The sequence below is a fragment of the Flavobacterium sp. ACAM 123 genome (assembly GCF_000264055.1).
Taxonomy (GTDB): Bacteria; Bacteroidota; Bacteroidia; order Flavobacteriales; family Flavobacteriaceae; genus Flavobacterium.
In genome coordinates this window covers 38793-59790 of record NZ_AJXL01000004.1, presented here as the reverse complement: position 1 = coordinate 59790, position 20998 = coordinate 38793, and the positions used below count along the sequence as shown (strand labels likewise).

Below are 20998 nucleotides of genomic sequence, written 5' to 3'. Positions count from 1 at the left end.
CAACTTTTTCAATACTGTCTGTCGAAAGTATAAAATCACGAAGTGCTATTTTTTCGCGTATTGGGAACTAAAAAGGCATTAGCATATTTCATTCTAAAATATTGAACTACCCAACCAACGCCTTTATTGTTTCACATCCAAGGCGTCTCGCAAAGCATTTCCCATTATCATAAAAGCCAATGTCAGTAACATGATGGCCACACCGGGAACCATAGCTAAATAAGGTTTACCAAGTATAATGTAACTGTAGTGATCCTTTATAATGCTTCCCCAACTAGGAATTGGTGGCTGAGCACCCAACCCAAGAAAGCTCAGACCGCTTTCCACTAATATCGCTGAAGCGAAATTGGCCGCTGAAATAACAATCACCGGAGCCATAATATTGGGTAGAATATGATTGAAAATAATTCGGAAATCTCCAAAACCTAAAGCTCTTGCTGCGGTAACATATTGCATCTCCTTAACACTTATGACCTGACCACGAACTACACGTGCCACTTCAACCCACATCGTCAATCCGACAGCAACAAAAACCTGCCAAAAACCTTTGCCTAATGCCAATGTGATAGCAATAACAAGAAGGAGTGTTGGTATTGACCAAATAATGTTCACAAGCCACATAATTACTGCGTCCACTTTCCCCCCAAAATATCCTCCTATTGCACCAAAAAAGATTCCTACAATTAAAGAAATCAACACGGCTACAATACCTATGGATATAGAAACTCGCGACCCAATTAACATCCTGCTAAGCAAGTCTCGCCCATATTTATCAGTCCCTAAATAAAAAGTCCTGTTTTTAATAAACTCCTCCTCTACTAATACAATTGAGCTTTGTCCCGCAAAAGATTTCAGGTCAATCTCTTTCACCATTTTTAATGATGGTTCATCATTATATTCAACATACACAATAGAGTTCCCCACTAGTTTGTAACTTTCGATCGCGACCTCAGTAACACTATTTTCAAAGCCTAAAAAGTAATTCTTCACCGTCTTTTTTTTCTTCTCCTCTAAAGGAATAGACAAGATGTTCACGTTAAAACCTGGCGGTTTAGAATGAATAGACAAATGCATTTGATTTGCATTTTTTGAGTTATCAGGAGCCAAAATATAAGCAAATATCGAAACAAAAAGTAAGATCACGATAAAAGAAAAACTGAAAACGCCCCACAAATTCTTTTTGAATTTATGGAGCGCAATAACAGTTAATGATTGTGTTTTATTATTCATTTAAAGAAGGCTGCACTTATGATTTAGCTAGTTTTTCTTTTTTTAAAGTGGAAGAACCTGACTTTTTTAAAATAACTTTAGTTTGCAAATCATCTAAAACATTTAGTGCTTCCTCAACATAAATATCCTTAGCTAAACTTTCATGCCACCTGTCCCTTTTCTCTTTTAAAACAGTGTCCTTACTCGTTTCTAGTATTTCATATGGCAAAGACGAAAACTGTAATGAATTTTTATACTGAGAAATAGGTTTGTATTTTTTAGCTTTTTCTTCAATTGCATTTTGAGCAATTTTGAATTTATCCTTATTTAAACTATACGTGTTTTCCTCACTTCTACTATCAATCCATTTTGCATTATCCTCAATTAATTTAAATTGCTCATTATGGGAAATTCTTTCTTTACTGTTTAAAATGGCTTTGCTAAAATTCGATGTTTTATCCCATACCGTATAAGTCGCAGCATCAATTTTATCCCAAGGCATAGCATGGTCTACATCTCTTTCCCCCATTTTTAGATAAGCATATCTGTCCGGCATAACAATATCGCTGCTTACTCCTTCTAATTGGGTTGACCCTCCGTTTATTCTATAGAATTTTTGAGTTGTTGTTTTCAACGCTCCCAAATCTCCCACATCACTACTTCGTACAAATTGGTTTAAATCGATAACATTCTGTACCGTCCCTTTACCGTACGTTTGTTTACTACCAATAATAATTCCTCTTTTATAATCTTGGATTGCTGCTGCTAAGATTTCTGACGCTGAGGCCGAAAAACTATTGACCATAATTACTAATGGACCATCCCATTCTATTTTTTTATCTCTATCGTATAAAACCTCTTTTTTTCTTCCTGCTGATTTTATTTGAACAATAGGCCCCTGCTCAATAAACAGTCCGGCGATATCAACAACCGTCGATAGCGAACCTCCTCCATCGTCACGAACATCAAGTACAATTCCGTCTACATTTGCCATTTTAAGTCTCTCCACTTCTAATGCTATGTCTTTTCCAGCATCTCTCCCGTCTTTGTTTTCAAAATCAATGTAAAATTTAGGCAGATAAATCACACCGTATTTCAACCCGTCTTTCATAACAACGCTAGACTTAGCATAAGTTTCTTCAATCTCTACAACATCTCGAATAATAGAAATAACTTTAATCGTTCCATCCACTTTTTTCACAGTAAGACGAACTTCAGTACCTTTCGGACCTTTAATTTTTTTCACGACATCATCAAGTCGCATTCCCACTACATCTACAGGTAGTCCATTTCCTTGCGCCACTTTCATCACTAAATCTCCCGCTTCGAGCTGTTTTCCTCTCCACGCTGGACCACCAGAAATCAGTTCGGATATTTCGGTGAAATCGTTTTTCTTTTGAAGACGCGCTCCAATACCTTCTAATTTTCCACTAATGCTAACATCAAAACGCTCTTTTTCTTCAGGTGCAAAATAGTTGGTATGAGGGTCATACCCCGCAGTTATGGAATTGATATAAACTGAAAACCAATCATCTCTGTCCAAATCATTCATGAAACCAAAATATTCATCCAACGATTTTTTTGCGCTTTCACGTGTTTCTTTTTCTAATTCCGCAAAAGATTTATTTTTATCGTCATTAGAAGCTTCTTTTGCTGTTTTGTTAGCATCATCAAGATTAATTGTTTCACCGCCCTTAGCCTCTTCGGCTACATTCACATCTTCATTATCTTCAACTCCGTTATTTTTCTTCTCTTGAACTCTCAAGCGCTCCGTTAAAGAAGAAAGCGCAGATAATTTGATTTGCTTTCTCCATCTTTCGGTAAGTTCTGTAGTATTTTTTGCATAAGGTGCTTTATCATAATCGGTGTTAAAACTCTCATCTATCGAATAGTCAAAAGGAACATTCATAATCCCTTTATATATTGCTTTACTTTCTTCCATTCTTTTCATCAAACGGACATAAGTGAGATTGAAAAAAGTCAGATCTTTATTAATCAATTGATCATCTAATTCTGTTTCAAATTTTGAAAATTCATCAATGTCAGATTGCAGGAAAAATCGTTTAGACGGGTCTAAAGCCTGAACATAATCTTTATACAACCCCTTTGAAAAAGCATCATCTATAGTAGCAGGACTATAGTGTCCTTTTTCAAGCACAAACGTCAACAATTCTAATAGTAACTTGTCTTTATCAGGATTAGAATCAACCCCTGATTTCAAATTAAATGCAAATAATGTCGCCGATAGCAACACAATAACACCTAATATTTTATAATTTCTTTTCATAAAGTTAAGAATAGTATTCATCCAAATTTTTGAACTAAAGTACGGTAAAAACTATGCCAACAATCGTAAATTCTACCTAAATTTTTGTTAAAGGTATAAAAATGTTTTTTTTGTTTTCCTTTAATCTTTCAAGTTCATTAAATTTGTTTTCTTTGTTTTAAATATATAAATCAGCCTTATCTAATTTGCTTGCAAAAGTGACATTAAAGGCTCAAACAATAATAGAAATATGGCTACAGTGAAACCTTTAATTTTGATAACGAACGACGATGGCGTTTCGGCCCCGGGACTTCGGGCATTAATCGCTGTTATGGCAGAAATAGGCGACATTTTAGTTGTGGCGCCAGACAAACCTCAGAGCGGTATGGGTCATGCCATAACGACAAACAGCACCTTGTATTTAAACAAAATTTCGAAAGAAAATGATGTTATACAAGAGTATAGCTGTTCTGGAACCCCAGTGGATTGCGTTAAATTAGCGGTAAATGAAATCCTAAAAAGAAAGCCAGATTTATGCGTGTCAGGAGTAAATCACGGCTCTAACTCATCCATAAACGTCATCTATTCAGGAACGATGAGTGCCGCCGTCGAGGCAGGAATTGAAGGAATTCCCGCAATAGGATTTTCCCTTTTAGACTTCGAATGGAACGCTGATTTTGAAACTATGAAACCTTTTATTCGCAAAATCACTTTAGAAGTTTTAGAAAACAAACTGCCCAAAGGAGTTGTTCTAAACGTGAATTTTCCAAAATTGACAAAAGAAAACATTAAAGGAATAAAGATATGCCGCCAAGCCAAAGCCCGTTGGGTAGAAAAATTTGACAAACGACAAACACCACAAGGACGAGATTACTATTGGCTTGCTGGAGAGTTTGTAAACCAAGACAAAGGTGAAGATACTGACGAATGGGCTCTTGGAAACGGATACATTTCTGTGGTCCCAGTTCAATTTGATTTAACGGCCCATCATGCCACGCAAGAACTCAACACCTGGAAGTGGAATGAATGAAATAGCATTGTTAAAAGGATTTATACTTGGAATTATGGCATCTGCATTGGGTGCTTTTATTTTTATACTCTTGTTTTCCCCTTATAATTTTATATCGGGAATTCAAATTATGAAATCTCAGGGTTCACTTGGTAAATTAATTACGCTTGGTTCAATTCTTGACTTACTTCTCTTTGCTGTTTTATTAAAAATGAACAAAGATAGTATCGCGCGAGGGGTTGTATTGGCAGTGATTATTTTAACCGTATTGACTTTGTTTATTTAAAAATAACGACCGATTTGCTTGATTGATGAACATTCAATACCTAATTTTGAATACAGAAGTTTTTTTAAACTAATCCACACCCTCAAAAATGAAATATTACATTATAGCCGGAGAGGCGTCAGGCGATTTGCATGGTTCTAATCTAATGAAAGCTTTATATAGAAAAGATATTGATGCAGAAATTCGCTTTTGGGGTGGCGATTTAATGCAAAAAGTAGGCGGCACGTTAGTCAAACATTATCGGGAACTAGCTTTCATGGGTTTTATAGAAGTCCTATTTAACTTAAAAACTATCTTAGGTAATATTAAAATATGCAAAAGAGACATAGCTGAATCCCAACCTGACGTTATTATTTTTATTGACTATCCTGGTTTTAATATGCGAATTGCAAAATGGGCCAAAGAAAAAGGCATCCCAACACACTATTACATCTCACCCCAAATATGGGCTTGGAAAGAAAATAGAATTAATGATATCAAAAGAGATGTAGATAAAATGTATGTTATTTTGCCCTTCGAAAAAGCATTTTATGAAGAAAAACATAATTTCCCAGTACAATTTGTAGGTCACCCCCTAATCGATGCGATACAGAGCCAACCGGTACTAGATTCTTCCCTATTTAAGATCGAAAATCAGCTAGATGACAAACCTATAATCGCATTGCTTCCCGGCAGTAGGAAACAAGAAATAACTAAAATGCTTGGAGTGATGTTAAGTGTTGTAGAAGAATTTCCAGATTACCAATTTGTAATTGCGGGTGCTCCAAGTCAAGAGTTCTCCTTTTATGAAAGTTTCATAACTAACGGAAACATTAAATTCATCTCTAATAAAACTTATGATTTATTAAAAATAGCAACAGCAGCATTAGTGACTTCCGGAACGGCAACATTAGAAACTGCTCTTTTCAAAGTTCCAGAGGTAGTGTGTTACAAAGGAAGTTGGGCTTCGTACCAAATTGCAAAAAGAATTATAACCCTAAAATATATTTCCCTTGTCAATTTAATTATGGACGAGGAAGTAGTGACTGAACTAATTCAGCACGATTTTAACACGAAGAACCTCAAAAAAGAATTACATAAAATATTAGAACCCAACCATCGTGCCCAACTATTGCAAAAGTATGATTTATTAGAAAAAAAACTGGGGGGTACTGGAGCAAGCGAGCAAACAGCCAAGCTTATTGTTGCCGCCTTAAACTAACACTATTCACAATCGGTAGCGATTGAATACCTATAAGCCAAAGTCATTTGAAAAAGTCATTTTACCTACTATCATTAATTGCTTTATTTGCCTCTTGCAAATCTTCCTCCGTCATTACTAGCTCGTCTGCTGAAAACAAAAAGGAAAGTGCAAATCAAATTATTGACAAAATAATAAGCACTGCAACAGAAAACATTGGGGTTCGCTATAAAACGGCAGGCACAACAAAATCAGGTTATGATTGCTCCGGCTTAGTGTACTCGTGTTTTGGTTTACATGACGTCAAACTTCCTCGGTCATCTTATGAACAATCTAAAATAGGAATTGAATTAGGACAGAACCTAAAAAACGCGAAAAAAGGCGATTTGATTTTTTTTAAAACAAATAGAAGATCCCAAATTAATCATGTAGGAATCGTGACGGAAGTACATGACGGTGACGTACAATTTATCCATGCCTCTACTTCAAAAGGAGTCATTATTTCTTCTCTAAAACAAACCTATTACCAGAATACTTTTGTTCAATTAAATCGTATTCTAAAATAAAGCGCAAAATACTTTCCTTTTTCACTTAGCAAAAAAGACCTTTTTCAAATCCTAAATTAAACAAGTTATTTATTGTTAAAATTCTGTACTTTAGGACTATGAAAGTGCTACAGTTTCCTTTAGCGAGAATTACAATAGGCTTTGTGTTGGGGATTGCGATCCCCTTTTACATAAATCCAGATCCAGCAATCGTTTTTGGGTTGTTCGCTGCTGCTTTGTTGTTCTTTGTCACAAGTTATTTTTTACAAAAAAATATTCTTAAAGAAACCATGTGCTTTGGGTTAAGCACGTATCTACTAACCTTTTTGATAGGAGCTGTCACACTCCTTGTCCATACTGACTCTTATCAACAAAATAACTACAGCCACAATAGTAGTGTTTTTCAAAAACAGCAACTTTTGTCTCTCGTAGTGAGAGAAAAATTAAAAGGAAGCAATTCTAACGACCGCTATATTGCAGTCCTTAATCAAATTGGTTCTAAAAACAGCTCCGGAAAAATACTTTTGAATATTTATAAAGACAGCGTGCATCCTACATTTGAAACTGGAACTCTATTGCGCATAAAAGGAATGCTCTATAAAAATAAACTTCCTAATAATCCGAACCAATTCGATTATGGCGCCTACCTGTCTAAAAAACAAATCTATGCCCAACTTTACGCAGACACAGATCAGATCAGTGTTAGTAACACGTTTAAAAAAGATATCTGGTATTATGCTGCCAAATTACGAACAACCATTATTCATAATCTGGAGAAAAAAGAATTCCACAAGAAAGAATTAAGTGTGGCCATCGCACTAATTTTGGGTCAAAAACAAGATATTTCACCTGAAATTATCCAAGATTACCAATATGCCGGAGCCATTCATCTTTTATCAGTTTCAGGCTTACATGTAGGGTTCTTGTTACTATTTATAAACTTTATCCTTGCACCCATTCCCAATACAAAAAGAGGGGCAATACTCAAATTAAGTCTAATACTGTCCTCTTTGGCCGCTTTTGCACTAATCGCAGGTCTTGCACCTTCTGTGGTCCGTTCAGTAACCATGTTCTCTTTCGTTGCCATCGGGTATCAGTTGCGACGGAGTGTAAATGTCTACCATACGCTCTTAGTTTCAATACTGCTGATCTTACTTTTCCAACCTTCATTTCTGTTTGACGTTGGTTTTCAGCTGAGTTACATCGCTTTGTTTTTTATAATTTGGCTGCAACCGCTACTAACTTCCGTTTGGCAGCCAAAAAGCAAACCATTAAAATACATATGGGGAATTGTCACTGTTTCCTTTGCTGCACAAATTGGCACGATGCCCTTGAGCATCTACTATTTTCACCAGTTTCCTGGTTTGTTTTTTATCACTAACCTAGCAGTCATTCCATTACTGAGTTTCATAATGACATTAGGCGTCTTGGTTATGGTATTAGCCTCTTTTAATTATGTTCCTCTTTTTCTTTTAAAGCCGTTAGAATGGAGCATTCATTATCTTAACAAAATAATCAACTCGATAGCCTCATTTGAACAATTTATAATTCGGGACATTCCATTTAATACCTATCTACTACTCAGCTCCTACTTAATAATTACGGCGACTATAATTTGGTTCAAGAAACCTACTTTCAATAAACTTATTGTAGTACTACTGTCTGTAATAGCCGTTCAGGCTGTATATATGCAAACCAAGTGGAAACTACAAAACCAGCACGAATGGGTAATTTTTAATCTAAAAAGGAACACTATGATAACGGAGCGCAATGGAGCCAAGGTAACCCTATATGCAAATGACAGTATTATCAAGGCATCCCGAAACAATAGTGTTCTTAAATCGTATTTAACGGCTAATTTCAGTGTCTTGAGTAGCAAAGAAAAAATTAAAAATACCGCTTTCTTTAACAAAAATAGGATTCTTATTTTAGATAGTACCGGCATGTATCCAAAGGATTTACGTCCAAGTATAATTCTCCTCACGCAATCCCCTAAGATAAATCTGGACCGAATGCTGCAACTACTAAAGCCAAAAATGGTGGTGGCAGATGCATCTAATTATAAAACCATACCAAAAACATTAGGAAAAAGAGTTGTAGAAAAACAAAAAATCCCTTTTCACGCTATTGGTAGAAAGGGATTTTATAAACTAAATTGAGTACTATTTCTTTTTAAGAATTTGATTTGCGACAGCCAACCAAGCTGTGGCTCCGCCAGCAACATAACCGGTATTACCTAAACCTTCAAAATTTACTTTCCCTCCGGCATCTGTACCATTGGCAAAATAAATCGTTGGAAACCCTTGTATTCCGAAAGCTTGCTGCAATTCGTCATTCTGCTTTTTCACTTCAGGAGTTTGAGGAGTTCTCCTTGGATAATCTAACTCTACAAGAATAACGTTATCGACTGCCCATTTTGCAAATTCTGGTGTCAATAATACTTCTTTTTGCAATCTAATACACCATCCACACCAATCGCTGCCCGTAAAAAACATCATCAACGGCTTGTGTTCTTTATTTCCAATGGAAATAGCTTCTTTAACATTGGTATGCCATTTCAGTTCTTGTGAATGAAGCGTTTGCATCCCTATAAATAAAACGAATAGTAAAAGTATTTTTTTCATCTTTACTTCTTTTAACATGTCTATAACAAATATAATGCCTTAAAACTATTTTACACCATGCATTAACTTTTTCATAAGAGGTGATAATAGTATCATTATTAAACCCGCTCCAACGGGAACTATTGTAAAAATCATGAAAAAAGTCGATAAGCTATACTGGGCAGTAATTGTTTCGATCATTCCTCCCATAGAACCTGCCAGTTTATTACCCATTCCAATAAATAAATAATACACTCCAAACATAATGCCTATCCAAGCTGCGGGAACTAATTTGCTCACATAAGACAAGCCTACTGGAGAAATACATAATTCACCCAAAGTGTGAAATAAATAAGCCGCTATCAGCCAAAACATGCTTACTCTCACGACTGAGTCCGTATCAATACCCATACTTCCATATGCTAAGAATCCAAAACCTAATCCCAACAAGGTAAGTCCTAATCCAAATTTCATTGGACCTGAAATATTATATTTACTTTCCCACCATTTTGAAAAAGCCGGCGCAAAACCCACAATAAATAAAGAGTTTAAAATTCCAAACCATGTTGCTGGAACCTCTGTAGACTCAGCAGAATATTCTCTACCTACTTTCCATATTACGATACCCCATATTATTACAAAACTAACAGACAAAATAATATTACCCGTAGCGTACTTTTTGAAAGTTTGTTTAAACAATTTAATCAACACATAAGTAATAATGATCAAAGGGATAACTGTCAATAGTGCATCGGCAATTTTAAACAACGAGGCATTGCTCCCAAATAGCTTTCTTTGGGTAAATTTCTCCGCAAAGATGGTCATCGAGCCACCCGCTTGTTCGAATGCAGCCCAAAAGAACACGGTAAATACTGAAAAAATCAATACTGCAATAATTCGATCACGAACTACATTTGCAGGGGTATTCTCTGCCGACGCTTTTTCTTTCGATTTCTGCTTCGATGCAGCAGTTGGCTTCAAACCAATATCTCCAAATATATCCTGAGTAAAGTAAAACTGTAACATTCCGGACAACATAAAAACCCCTGCCAACCCAAAACCCCAACTCCAGGAAATTTTCTCCCCTATGTATCCACAAAGCATAATACCTAAGAACGCACCCGCATTCACGCCCATATAGTACATGGAATACGCACCGTCTTTTTTCTCGGGATGGTCATGATAGGCGTTAGAAATAATAGAGGTCATGTTGGGTTTAAATAAGCCATTCCCAATAATAAGAAACCCGATTCCAATATATAAAAACAAGGGTGTTTCTACTGCCATCGCGGCGTGACCCAAAGTCATAGCCAAAGCACCTAGCACTACAGCCCAACGATATCCCAAATAACGATCTGCTAAGAAGCCTCCGATTACGGGAGTGAAGTAAACCGACATAGTATAAGTACCATATAGCGCCATCGCATCCTCAATACTCCAAGCCCATCCTCCTTTTGCAAGTGACGATGTTAAAAACAACACGAGTAAGGCACGCATCCCGTAGTAAGAAAAGCGTTCCCACATTTCAGTAAAAAACAATACGAACAATCCTGCAGGATGTCCAAGAACAGGGTTTTTAAAAAACTCGTCGGTGGTATTTTGACTCATTTTATTTAAGTATTAGGGTAAATTTATTTTAAGCTATTATTTTTCGTTGTCTTCCGCACCATGAGTTAAACGATTTAAGGGCTTTAGCAGCACCATAAATATTCCTCCGATAATAACCGTAAATATTAAAATCCCTAAAAACACTGAATATTCACCAAGATCACTGGCAGATTCACCAATTATACCGGCCACTTTGTTCCCTAATCCTGTCGCTGCAAAATAAACTCCCATCATTAAAGAAGCATATTTTACCGGAGATAATTTTGTAATAAATGATAATGCTACAGGCGAAAGACAAAGTTCACCAATGGTATGAAACAAATAAGCCATAACTAACCATATCATACTTGAAGATCCTGATTTCTCAAACTCCATAGCAGCAAAAACCATAAATAGAAACCCGAAACCCATGATTATAATACCAATAGCCATTTTAAAAATAGAAGAAGCCTCTTTTCCTTTCAGCTTGCGCTTTGCCCAAAATCCAGCTACACCGGTTGCAAAAAGGATTATAAATCCTGCATTTAAACTCTGAAACATAACCGTAGGCACTTGCCAACCAAATAACATTCTGTCTGTTTTAGCATCCGTATATAAATTCATCAAACCTCCAGCTTGCTCAAACGCACCCCAGAAAATGATCACCATAATAAAAGACAACAACAAAACCACAAAACGATCTTTATCTTGTTGCGACGACAATTCTTTGTAAATCATCATCATTAAAGCTACTATTATCGTCAGAAATAGGAACAGTAAACCAAAAGCCCAACCTAAATTATACCATCCAAATAAGGATAAAGCAAAAAGCACTACGGTAAATAACAATTGAGTTTTAGACTTAAGAAGATCTCCAAAAAGACGCCCATAAGAAGACTCATCCACTTTATTTACTTCTTGCACTTCTAAATTACCAACATGGGTTAAATATTTTTGTCCCCAGATATACACAACAAGTCCTAAAAGCATGGCAATACCAGCTAAACCAAAGCCTGCATGCCAGCCCCATTCTACCACAACAAACCCAATTACCAATGTGGCTAATAAAGATCCTGTATTGATACCAATGTAGAAAATACTAAATCCTTTATCTCGTCGGATATCGCCTTGCGGATATAACCCTCCTACCATTGTTGAAATATTAGGCTTCAACAAACCTACCCCTAATATCACTAATCCTAACCCAGTATAAAAAGCCCAAGTATCTGTTAATACTAAAACACCATGTCCAATACAAAGGATTATCGCCCCTAAAAGAACGGCCTTTTTTTGTCCCAACAGCTTATCGGCGATCATTCCTCCAGGAATTGACATCACATAGACTAACATGGTATACCAACCGTATAATGCCAAAGCCTCTTGACTTGTCCATCCTAAACCTGCCCCTCTTGCATCATCCCCTAATGTTGAAGAAGTCATATACAAAACAAGTAATGCTCTCATTCCATAATACGAAAAACGCTCCCACATTTCTGTAAGAAATAATATAAATAACCCAATTGGATGACCAAAAAGATTCTTGTTTAAATGAGCGTCTGTAGTAGTTGTCGACATATAATTAAATTTGATTAATGTTAGTTTTTATTTGACTTCCTGCATTAATTTTCTAATTAGTGGAGAAACTACTATTAGTAGTAAACCAGCAATTAAAGCATATAATGCTAATTGATAATATCCTTCTGTATATCCCTGTAGCTTTGTGACTAAAGAGGCATTTTCATCCGGCGATGACATCCCCGCTCCAAGCAGTCCTGCAGCGTATTGCCCATAGGCACTTGCTAAAAACCACATTCCCATCATCATCCCCGATAATCTTTTTGGCGATAACTTTGTCATGATGGACAATCCGATTGGCGATAAGCTTAATTCCCCAAAGGTAATTACTAAATACGCCAAGGTAAAAACATTTAAAGAGGTTAAACCTTCCGCATCAGCAAAAAATCTGGTGTAATAAAACACATAAAAAGCAGCTGCTAAAAACAAGAAACCAATACCGAATTTTATGACCGTATTAGGTTCTATTTTCTTCTTTGCCATAGCCAACCAGATTAGCCCTACGATAGGACTAAAAATAATGACAAACAGTGAATTAGATGTATTGTTAACAATATTAGGATTGATTTCGAAAAACAACAAGTCATTATGCAAGTTGTCTTTTGCAAACAGCGCTAAAGAACCACCACTTTGCTCGTAAAATGCCCAAAAAACAATAGAGAAAAGAATGAATATAAAGGCGGCAATTAATTTTTTTCGTGACGCTTCCTCTTGCTCTTTAAAAGTTTCATATAAAAAATATAAAATAGCAAATGGACCAATGGCATACATGAAATAATCAGTATAATCGGTGTTTTTAATCATTATAAGAATAAGTGGAATGCTAAATAAAGCCCCTACATAAACAGCTACTTCCTTAGTAGTTCTTTTGGAAGAAGCCTGATCCAATAGCGGCGAATCCCCTATCGGCCCCAAGGAATGTTTCGTTATTATAAAAGTAACTAAGCCAATAACCATGACAATTGCAGCTGATAAAAAGGCATAACTCCAACCATAGTCAGGACTTGTTCCTAAATACACGCAAACAGCTCCTCCTAACAATGCTCCGATATTAATTCCCGAATAAAACAATCCAAAACCAGCATCTCTGCGACTGTCCCCTACTTTATATAGGTCCCCAACCATTGAAGAAATATTTGGCTTAAAGAAACCAGTCCCAATAATTGTAAGAGTAATTCCCAAATAGAAAAAATCTAGCGGAGAAGATGCGATTATCAGGTTCCCAAGAATCATGACGCTGGCGCCAAAAAGCAGTGATTTTTTAAAACCTAAAATCTTGTCGGCAAAGATCCCTCCAATAAAAGTAAAGGCATAGACAAAAGCTTGAATAGCCCCATATTTTAAATTCGCATCCCTATCTGATAAAGCCAAGCCCAAAATTTTATCTGCCATAAAAATGGCAAGCACCCCACGCATTCCATAGAAGCAAAAACGCTCCCACATTTCGACTAAAAACAAATACCATAATTGCTTCGGGTATTTGCCTTCAAAATTTTGAATTTCTTCTAACGTTGGAATCCTATTACGCATTTATGCTATTATAAGTTTTCTTTAATGAAATTAGTCATTTTTGTATATAATTGAATTCTCGTGTTCCCGCCGTAAATTCCGTGATTCTTGTCTGGATAAATTTGTGAATCAAACTGTTTATTCGCTTGAATCAATGCTTCTATCATTTGCATTGAATTTTGTAAATGAACATTATCATCTCCGCTACCATGAATCAAAAGAAATTTACCTTTCAACTTGTCTACATGGTTAATAGGTGAGTTTTCATCATAACCACTCGGATTTTCTTGTGGAGTCTGCATGTATCGCTCTGTATAAATACTGTCATAAAACCTCCAGTTTGTTACCGGCGCGACGGCAATAGCCATTTTAAAAGTATCATTCCCTTTGAAAAGGCTATTAGAAGCCATGAATCCACCGTAAGACCAGCCAAATATACCTATTCTGGACTTATCTACAAACGAATAATTTCCAATCACTTTTGCGGCATCTATTTGATCTTCCACTTCGTACTTTCCTAATTCTAATTGAGTCACTTTCTTGAAGTCAGCTCCTTTAAAACCAGTCCCTCTACCATCGACACAAGCTACTATATATCCTTGTTGCGTAAGCATCATAAACCAGTAGTCATTTGATGAATTCCATTGATTGGCTACTTGCTGAGAACCGGGTCCTGAGTATTGATACATAAAAACAGGATATTTTTTTGAGGCGTCAAAATCTTTTGGTTCCATTATCCATGCATTCAGTTCGTGTCCTTTTTCGGTTTTTAGAACAAAAAACTCTTTCTCAGGTAAATTGTAGTCTTTAAGTTTTGTTACCAATGCAGCATTATTCTCAATAACTTTTATTTGCTTTCCCGTTTTAGCATCATTTAACGAATAGGTCGTTGCTTGAGCACTACTTGAAAACGTATTGATATAATATTGGTAATTAGGGCTAAAAGTGGCGTCATTTGTTCCTATCTCGTTGGATAAAGCTAACTTACTTTTTCCATTCAGCGCAATTCTATAAATGGCTCGGTTGATTGATCCGTTTTCGGTAGATTGATAAAAAACAGTATTTGTTTTTTCGTCAAAACCATAATAAGAAGTTACTTCCCAATTCCCTTTAGTAACTTGGTTGCGTAATCTTCCGTTCTTGTCATATAAATAAATATGATTAAAACCGTCTTTCTCACTAGTCCATATAAAACTGTTGTCGTTTAAGAACGTAAGATTATCCGTAACATCAACATATGCTTTATCTTTTTCATTTAATACTACTTTTGTTGCTCCAGTAGTCCCATCTATAAATAACAAATCTAGGTTGTCTTGGTGGCGGTTTAACACCTGCGCTGACAAAACATTGGCATCATTTGTCCATTCCATGCGGGCAATATAAAAATCATTATACTTGCCCAAATTGATTTCTTTGGTCGCGGTAGAAGCTGCATCATATATATGTAAAGAAACCAGAGAATTCTTCTCTCCAGCTTTTGGGTATTTAAACGTTTCTACTGTAGGGTACAAATCCTTGTTAAACATTGACATGGAGAATTCCGGAACCTGACTTTCGTCAAAACGAATATAGGCTAACTTTTTGCTGTCTTTACTCCAGTCAAATGCTCTTACAAAAGCAAATTCTTCTTCATAAACCCAGTCCGTGATACCATTAATGATCGCATTTTTCTTGCCGTCCGTAGTAATTTGAGTAGTTGCCTTTGCAGCTAAATCATAAACATAAAGATTGTTTTCCTTAGCATAGGCGATGTTTTTTCCATCAGGAGAAAAAGTAGGTTCCTGCACCTGAAAATCGAACAGCTTTGTCAGTGCTTTTGTTGCAATAGTATATAAATAGTAGTCAGCAGTAAAAGAATGACGAAAAATTTGATTTGAATTGCATGCGATTAAAATCATTTTTTCTTCCCCGTCAAAAGTATAACTGTCAATCATGGGCATGCCTTCATGATCTTTAGTGTCTATTAAAGTGGCCATTTTATTAAGACTAGCAAAATCATACAAATCTATTTGCATTGTTCTAGAAGCGCGATCTACGTTCAATACTGTGTATTGATTTGTATTTTTCATGGACTGTAATTCATCCATTCCTTGGGCACGAAAGGCACCATTATATATTTGCTCTACTGATATTTTTTGTTGTCCTAAAACCGTAAAACACAAAAATAAAAATAACACCGAAAATTGTTTATACTTCATACTATTAATTTAGATGTAAAAATGAGACCAATTTTAGTGAAAAAATTACAATTACGGTTCATTTAATATGTTAAATATTCGAAACAATATTTAAGAGATCGCGTTAATGACCATAATTTAATGGGTATAAAAGCACTAAAAATGTATCTTTGCAGCTAATTACACTATAATACATTGAGAATGAATAAGCCCGTTGCAGGATTTTCAAAATTATCCAAAGAAGAAAAAATAAACTGGATTGCCAAGGAATACTTTTCCACTCCTTCAGAAGCCATTGCTTTACTGAAAAATTATTGGAATACAGATGAAAAAATACAGAAACTGCATGATGAATTCATAGAAAACACCATCACTAATTTCTATATTCCCCTTGGCGTAGCGCCAAATTTTCTAATTAACGGAAAATACAGTACCATTCCAATGGCTATCGAAGAGAGCTCCGTTGTTGCCGCCGCCTCTAAATCTGCAAACTATTGGTCTACCAGAGGTGGTTTTAAAGCAACGGTGATCAACACGGAGAAAATAGGTCAAGTACACTTTCTTTATAAAGGCGATCTTTCAAAACTGCAATTATTTTTTGCTCAAAACAAGGCGAAATTCTTTTCTGACACAGAAAGCATCACAAAAAACATGCAAAAAAGAGGCGGAGGAATTCTGGATATTGTATTACAGGACAAAACAGACTTGCTTCCCAATTATTACCAACTTCATGCAACTTTCGAAACCAAAGACAGCATGGGCGCTAATTTCATTAATTCCTGTTTAGAGCAATTTGCCAAAACATTAAAGGAAGAATCACAGCACTACGCATTGTTTTCAGAATCAGAAAAAGAAATAACGGTCATCATGAGTATCCTTTCCAATTATGTGCCGAATTGCACCGTACGTGCCGAAGTTTCCTGTCCAGTGAACGAATTAGCCGAAAAACACATCCTCGATCCACAAGATTTTGCCGAGCGCTTTGTACAAGCAGTTCAAATTGCCGAAGTAGAACCTTTTAGAGCCGTAACCCACAATAAGGGAATTATGAACGGAGTCGACGCGGTAGTGCTTGCAACAGGTAATGATTTTCGTGCCGTAGAAGCCGGAATCCATGCTTATGCAGCAAAATCAGGTCAGTACTCTAGCTTGTCTCACGCTACAATTGAAAACGGTATATTCACATTCTGGTTAGAAATACCGTTGGCCTTGGGAACCGTTGGCGGCCTTACAACGTTACACCCCTTAGTCAAGCTATCATTAGAAATGCTTAAAAATCCTTCTGCCAAAGAATTAATGGAGGTTGTTGCAGTGGCTGGTTTAGCACAAAACTTTGCTGCTTTGCGTTCCTTAACTACAACAGGTATTCAAGACGGTCATATGAAAATGCATTTAAACAACATATTGAACCAGTTTGGAGCAAATGAGGACGAGCGCATCCTAATTAGAAAACACTTCAAACACAATACAGTATCGCACAGCGCCGTTGCTGACTACATTAACAATCTAAGAAAGTAATAATTAAAAGCTAATCCCGCTATACGCTCCATCTTTACTTGATTAAAGCAATCAAGTAAAGGATACCGCTTCTATCGGGGTTACAAAAAGGAATACTGCCATAAATTCAGCATAAATGAAAGAAAGATTTTACAGTAACGGGAAACTTTTGATTACCGCAGAATACCTGGTTTTGGACGGAGCGACAGCCTTTGCATTACCTACTAAATTTGGACAGGACTTAATTGTCGAAAAAAACGCTAATCATAGCATCCACTGGAAAAGCTTTGATGCTGACGGCCAAATCTGGTTTGAAGACTGCATTATGTTTTCAGAAATCAAGAGTCCAGTAGTAGTAGAACCCGAAACTATCAAGACTACTTTACTGTCCATTCTTCATGAAGCATTTCTTTTAAATTCTGACTTTATATCAGAAGAAACAGGATATACCGTTACTACCCATCTGAATTTTCCTAAAAAATGGGGACTCGGAACTTCTTCCACCTTAATAAACAACATTGCACAATGGCTGCAAATTGATGCTTTCACACTTCTTAATAATAGCTTTGGCGGCAGCGGTTATGATATTGCCTGCGCCCAAAACAACTGCCCTGTTCTTTACCATCTTGAAAAAGGAAAACCTATTGTACAGAAAGTAACGTTCAAACCGGCCTTCTCGCAGCATATTTACTTTGTTTATCTTAATAAAAAACAAAGTAGCAAAACTGCCATTGCTACATACCAAAATAACAAAACCAAGAATTTAAATAAAAGTATTGATGCAATCAACAAAATAACACTTGAAGTTCTAAACGCTAACAGCCTTCCCGCTTTTGCGCAAGCAATAGAAAAGCACGAGTACAAAATGAGCACTATTTTAGAAATAACTACGGTTAAAGAGCTGTTGTTTTCTGATTTTAAAAGTCAAGTAAAAAGCTTAGGCGCCTGGGGTGGTGATTTTGTGATGGTTCTCTCTGAGTCAGATCCTACAGCCTATTTTAAAGAAAATGGTTTCGAGACTATTATCCCTTATGATGAAATGATATTAAGTTAATCGCTCTGTCATCGTTACTATTCTAAGAGACAACGTAGACCATTTATAACTCATGTTATAGATGGTCTACGTTGTCTCTTAACAAACCACGACACTACGTTCGTCTATCTGAACGCGTCTCAAATAGTACAACTGCTTGTTAACAAACTAAATTGGACTATAAAATATTATGATTGGCATAACTTATTAACAATCAACAACGGTCTCTTATGATGTCCAAAAGCAACCCAATTTAAAATAAAAAACCCGATACGATGTATCGGGTTTTTTATGAAATTAATAATTACTTAAAATAAACTAGTAATTAAATTGTTTTCTATTGTCTTCAATTGTTGCCTTATCTTTTAGCGCTGGCAAAACTCTGTTTACATCTCCAGCAGACTGTGCTTTAACTTTAGCTACATAAGGAGAAAAATCTTTTAAAGCCGGTGCTTTCAATGTGTTTCCGTTTTTCACAACATATACTCCAGTATTCCCTTCTATTGGTGCAGACATTTTATTTGCTCCCAAAGCGAATGCATTTCCAACAACTTTTGGCTCTAATCCAACACCAGTTAACGTTGGGTTCTCCATAGTCACATCCGTTGCTTGCAGGACAGTGGAACCTACTGCTTTAGCAACTGCTTCCATAGAATCCCCTGCCATTTTAGCTTTGATTAATTCCGCTTTTTTCTTGTTTTTAAGAATTGGCTCCACATAGGGTTTAGCTTGCGTTAAAGCTACTAAACCAGAATCATCAATAACTTTAACTCTTGCAATAACATGACCTACATTAGCTACTTCAAATCTCTTTATTGTACCAACCTCAGAATCATCTTCAAAAGCCCATCTTACAATAGATCTTTGAGTCCCTAACGGTCCAAAATTTTCATCCATCGCTTTAACACTAACTTCAGGAACAACTGTAAGACCCATCTCTTTTGCGACGGCACTGAAATCTTTTTCGGTTGCATCCATTTCAAATTTAGTGGCTTTTGTAAACGCTTTGTCTGACGTTGATTCTGAAGCTTCTAACTTTAACGCTACAGTTGCCAAACGAATACCATCTTGCTTATCAGCAACTTTAATAATGTGGAATCCAAAAGGAGTTTCCACTAAACCAATTGCACCAATACTGTTATTAAAAACAAAATCGTTAAATGGTTTTACCATTTGATTTTGGCTGAAATAACCTAAATCTCCACCTTGTTGAGCAGATGAATCATCCGAATTAGAAAAAGCCAACATCATGAAACTATCAGGATTTGCTTTTACCTGAGCTAATAAAATCTCCGCTTTTGCTTTCGCTTCTTCTTTAGTTCTTTGTTCTTTTTTATTTGGAACTTGTGTTCCTTCATAACTGATTAAGATATGACTTGCTTTTGCATTCACCCCTAATTTTTTACCCATCGATTTTGAAACAGCATAGTAGCTTCCAAAAACGTATGGTCCATAAACTTCTCCCGGAGCAAGATTAAATAATTGATCCGCATCAACAGCAGGCAAATCTTTCTTAGCGATATAAGTTGAATCGTAAGGAACATCTGAATTTCTATTTACAAATTCAATCGTGTTTTTAGCACTTCTGAATCCTGCCAAAGTATCATTTTTACCAGTTTCCTGATTGTAAACTACGCTTCCCCCTAATAATCCACTTATTCTTTCTTTGACTCCAGCCTCGTCTTCTTTTGAAGCTTCATCTGCAATTAAAACATATTCCACTTCGCGAGTTTCATCTGCTTTAAATTTCTTTTCATTTTTCTTCATGTAATCCATTATCTCAGCATCAGTTACTTTTACATCACTGTCCTTAATAGTGGAATATAAACCGGCAACATAAGCAAAATTTACTTTATTGGCTTCCATTTCATATTTCAACTTACCTTCACTCTGCGTCGTATAAACACCTGATTTTATCAAAGTGTTGTATATTTGATATTTAGCATTAAGCTCCGCATCCACTTCTCTGTCTTTTAGGAATTGTGCTTGCGCCGGATTTGCCTTAAAGTATTCTTTGAATTTTGCAATATCAAACATACCCGCAGCATTCAAGAACATTGGATTTTTGCCAATATTAGGATCTGCCTGTAACACTGCCAATAAATGCTTCTCTCCTACTCTTAAACCTAATTTATCAAATTCAGAAGTTAACAAAGCTACAGAAACTTCTTGATCCCAAACTCTGTTTGCCGCAGCTGTAGAAGTGATTCCTTGCTGACTTTTTTCAACATTGCTTACTTTGATTCTGAAATCTTCAAATGAAATATCTTTTCCATCGATGCTTCCCACATCTTTTGATGTACTGCTAAAGCCACCACTGTTGAATAAATCGCCGATGATAAATGCAAATAGTGCAAATGCGATTACCGCAATCATTAAAGCGGAACGTTGTCTAATATTTGATAAAACTGCCATTTTTATTGTTGTTAATTTTACATTCAGTTTGCGAAAATACAATTATCTACTTAATAATTATAATCGTACCGTTTTATTTTAACAAAAAAAATATTTTTACGAAATAA

Annotated in this window: 15 protein-coding genes; 7 read left to right on the top strand and 8 right to left on the bottom strand. The window is 36.0% G+C overall.

Annotation, left to right across the window (positions count from 1 at the left end):
• Positions 1–123: 123 nt before the first annotated feature.
• Both A3SG_RS0101425 and A3SG_RS0101420 read right to left on the bottom strand, forming a co-directional pair.
• Entirely contained in the window at positions 124–1230 is a 1107-nt protein-coding gene (locus tag A3SG_RS0101425) for an ABC transporter permease (protein WP_016988228.1), read from the bottom strand.
• Between the two features lie 16 nt (positions 1231–1246).
• Positions 1247–3517, bottom strand: a complete 2271-nt coding sequence (locus A3SG_RS0101420; RefSeq protein WP_029596545.1) for a carboxy terminal-processing peptidase — start codon at positions 3515–3517, stop codon at positions 1247–1249.
• 208 nt (positions 3518–3725) lie between these two features.
• Here A3SG_RS0101420 and surE point away from each other — a divergent pair, with 208 nt between their 5' ends.
• From surE to A3SG_RS0101395, 5 genes are all read left to right on the top strand, one after another.
• Entirely contained in the window at positions 3726–4505 is a 780-nt protein-coding gene (gene surE, locus A3SG_RS0101415; protein WP_016988226.1) for a 5'/3'-nucleotidase SurE, read from the top strand.
• Positions 4465–4770, top strand: coding sequence for a hypothetical protein (locus A3SG_RS0101410; protein WP_232226236.1), 306 nt, complete (start codon positions 4465–4467; stop codon positions 4768–4770). Before surE ends, A3SG_RS0101410 begins: the two co-directional genes overlap by 41 nt.
• A gap of 88 nt (positions 4771–4858) precedes the next feature.
• Positions 4859–5971: a lipid-A-disaccharide synthase gene (lpxB, locus tag A3SG_RS0101405; RefSeq protein WP_016988224.1), complete on the top strand. Its 1113-nt coding sequence runs from the start codon at positions 4859–4861 to the stop codon at positions 5969–5971.
• A 47-nt stretch (positions 5972–6018) separates the two neighbouring features.
• The gene (locus A3SG_RS0101400) at positions 6019–6516 is read left to right on the top strand and encodes a C40 family peptidase (RefSeq protein WP_016988223.1); all 498 of its coding nucleotides are present in this window, start codon (positions 6019–6021) and stop codon (positions 6514–6516) included.
• Between the two features lie 98 nt (positions 6517–6614).
• A complete protein-coding gene (locus A3SG_RS0101395; protein ID WP_016988222.1) occupies positions 6615–8654 on the top strand; it encodes a ComEC/Rec2 family competence protein in 2040 nt (679 codons plus the stop codon).
• Between the two features lie 3 nt (positions 8655–8657).
• Here A3SG_RS0101395 and A3SG_RS0101390 read toward each other — a convergent pair whose 3' ends face one another.
• Genes A3SG_RS0101390 through A3SG_RS0101370 form a run of 5 tightly spaced genes read right to left on the bottom strand, consistent with a single transcriptional unit; the run spans position 8658 to position 15967 of the window.
• A complete protein-coding gene (locus A3SG_RS0101390; protein ID WP_029596544.1) occupies positions 8658–9119 on the bottom strand; it encodes a thioredoxin family protein in 462 nt (153 codons plus the stop codon).
• Positions 9120–9164: 45 nt separating this feature from the next.
• Positions 9165–10706 carry a peptide MFS transporter gene (locus tag A3SG_RS0101385; protein WP_016988220.1) on the bottom strand — a complete coding sequence of 514 codons (1542 nt, stop codon included), beginning with the start codon at positions 10704–10706 and terminating at the stop codon, positions 9165–9167.
• A 36-nt stretch (positions 10707–10742) separates the two neighbouring features.
• On the bottom strand, positions 10743–12260 hold the full coding sequence (locus tag A3SG_RS0101380) for a peptide MFS transporter (RefSeq protein ID WP_016988219.1): 1518 nt from the start codon (positions 12258–12260) through the stop codon (positions 10743–10745).
• A 27-nt stretch (positions 12261–12287) separates the two neighbouring features.
• Positions 12288–13790, bottom strand: coding sequence for a peptide MFS transporter (locus A3SG_RS0101375; protein ID WP_016988218.1), 1503 nt, complete (start codon positions 13788–13790; stop codon positions 12288–12290).
• A gap of 8 nt (positions 13791–13798) precedes the next feature.
• Positions 13799–15967 carry a S9 family peptidase gene (locus tag A3SG_RS0101370; RefSeq protein ID WP_016988217.1) on the bottom strand — a complete coding sequence of 723 codons (2169 nt, stop codon included), beginning with the start codon at positions 15965–15967 and terminating at the stop codon, positions 13799–13801.
• A 180-nt stretch (positions 15968–16147) separates the two neighbouring features.
• Between A3SG_RS0101370 and A3SG_RS0101365 the strand changes: the two genes are divergently transcribed.
• Together A3SG_RS0101365 and A3SG_RS0101360 are read left to right on the top strand one after the other, a co-directional pair.
• Positions 16148–17464, top strand: coding sequence for a hydroxymethylglutaryl-CoA reductase, degradative (locus A3SG_RS0101365; protein ID WP_016988216.1), 1317 nt, complete (start codon positions 16148–16150; stop codon positions 17462–17464).
• A gap of 115 nt (positions 17465–17579) precedes the next feature.
• Positions 17580–18497 (top strand): GYDIA family GHMP kinase, encoded by a 918-nt coding sequence (locus A3SG_RS0101360; protein ID WP_016988215.1) that lies wholly within the window; start codon positions 17580–17582, stop codon positions 18495–18497.
• 297 nt (positions 18498–18794) lie between these two features.
• On the opposite strand, the gene A3SG_RS0101355 is transcribed toward A3SG_RS0101360, so the two are convergent.
• Positions 18795–20891 carry a peptidylprolyl isomerase gene (locus tag A3SG_RS0101355; protein ID WP_016988214.1) on the bottom strand — a complete coding sequence of 699 codons (2097 nt, stop codon included), beginning with the start codon at positions 20889–20891 and terminating at the stop codon, positions 18795–18797.
• Between the last annotated feature and the right edge of the window lie 107 nt (positions 20892–20998).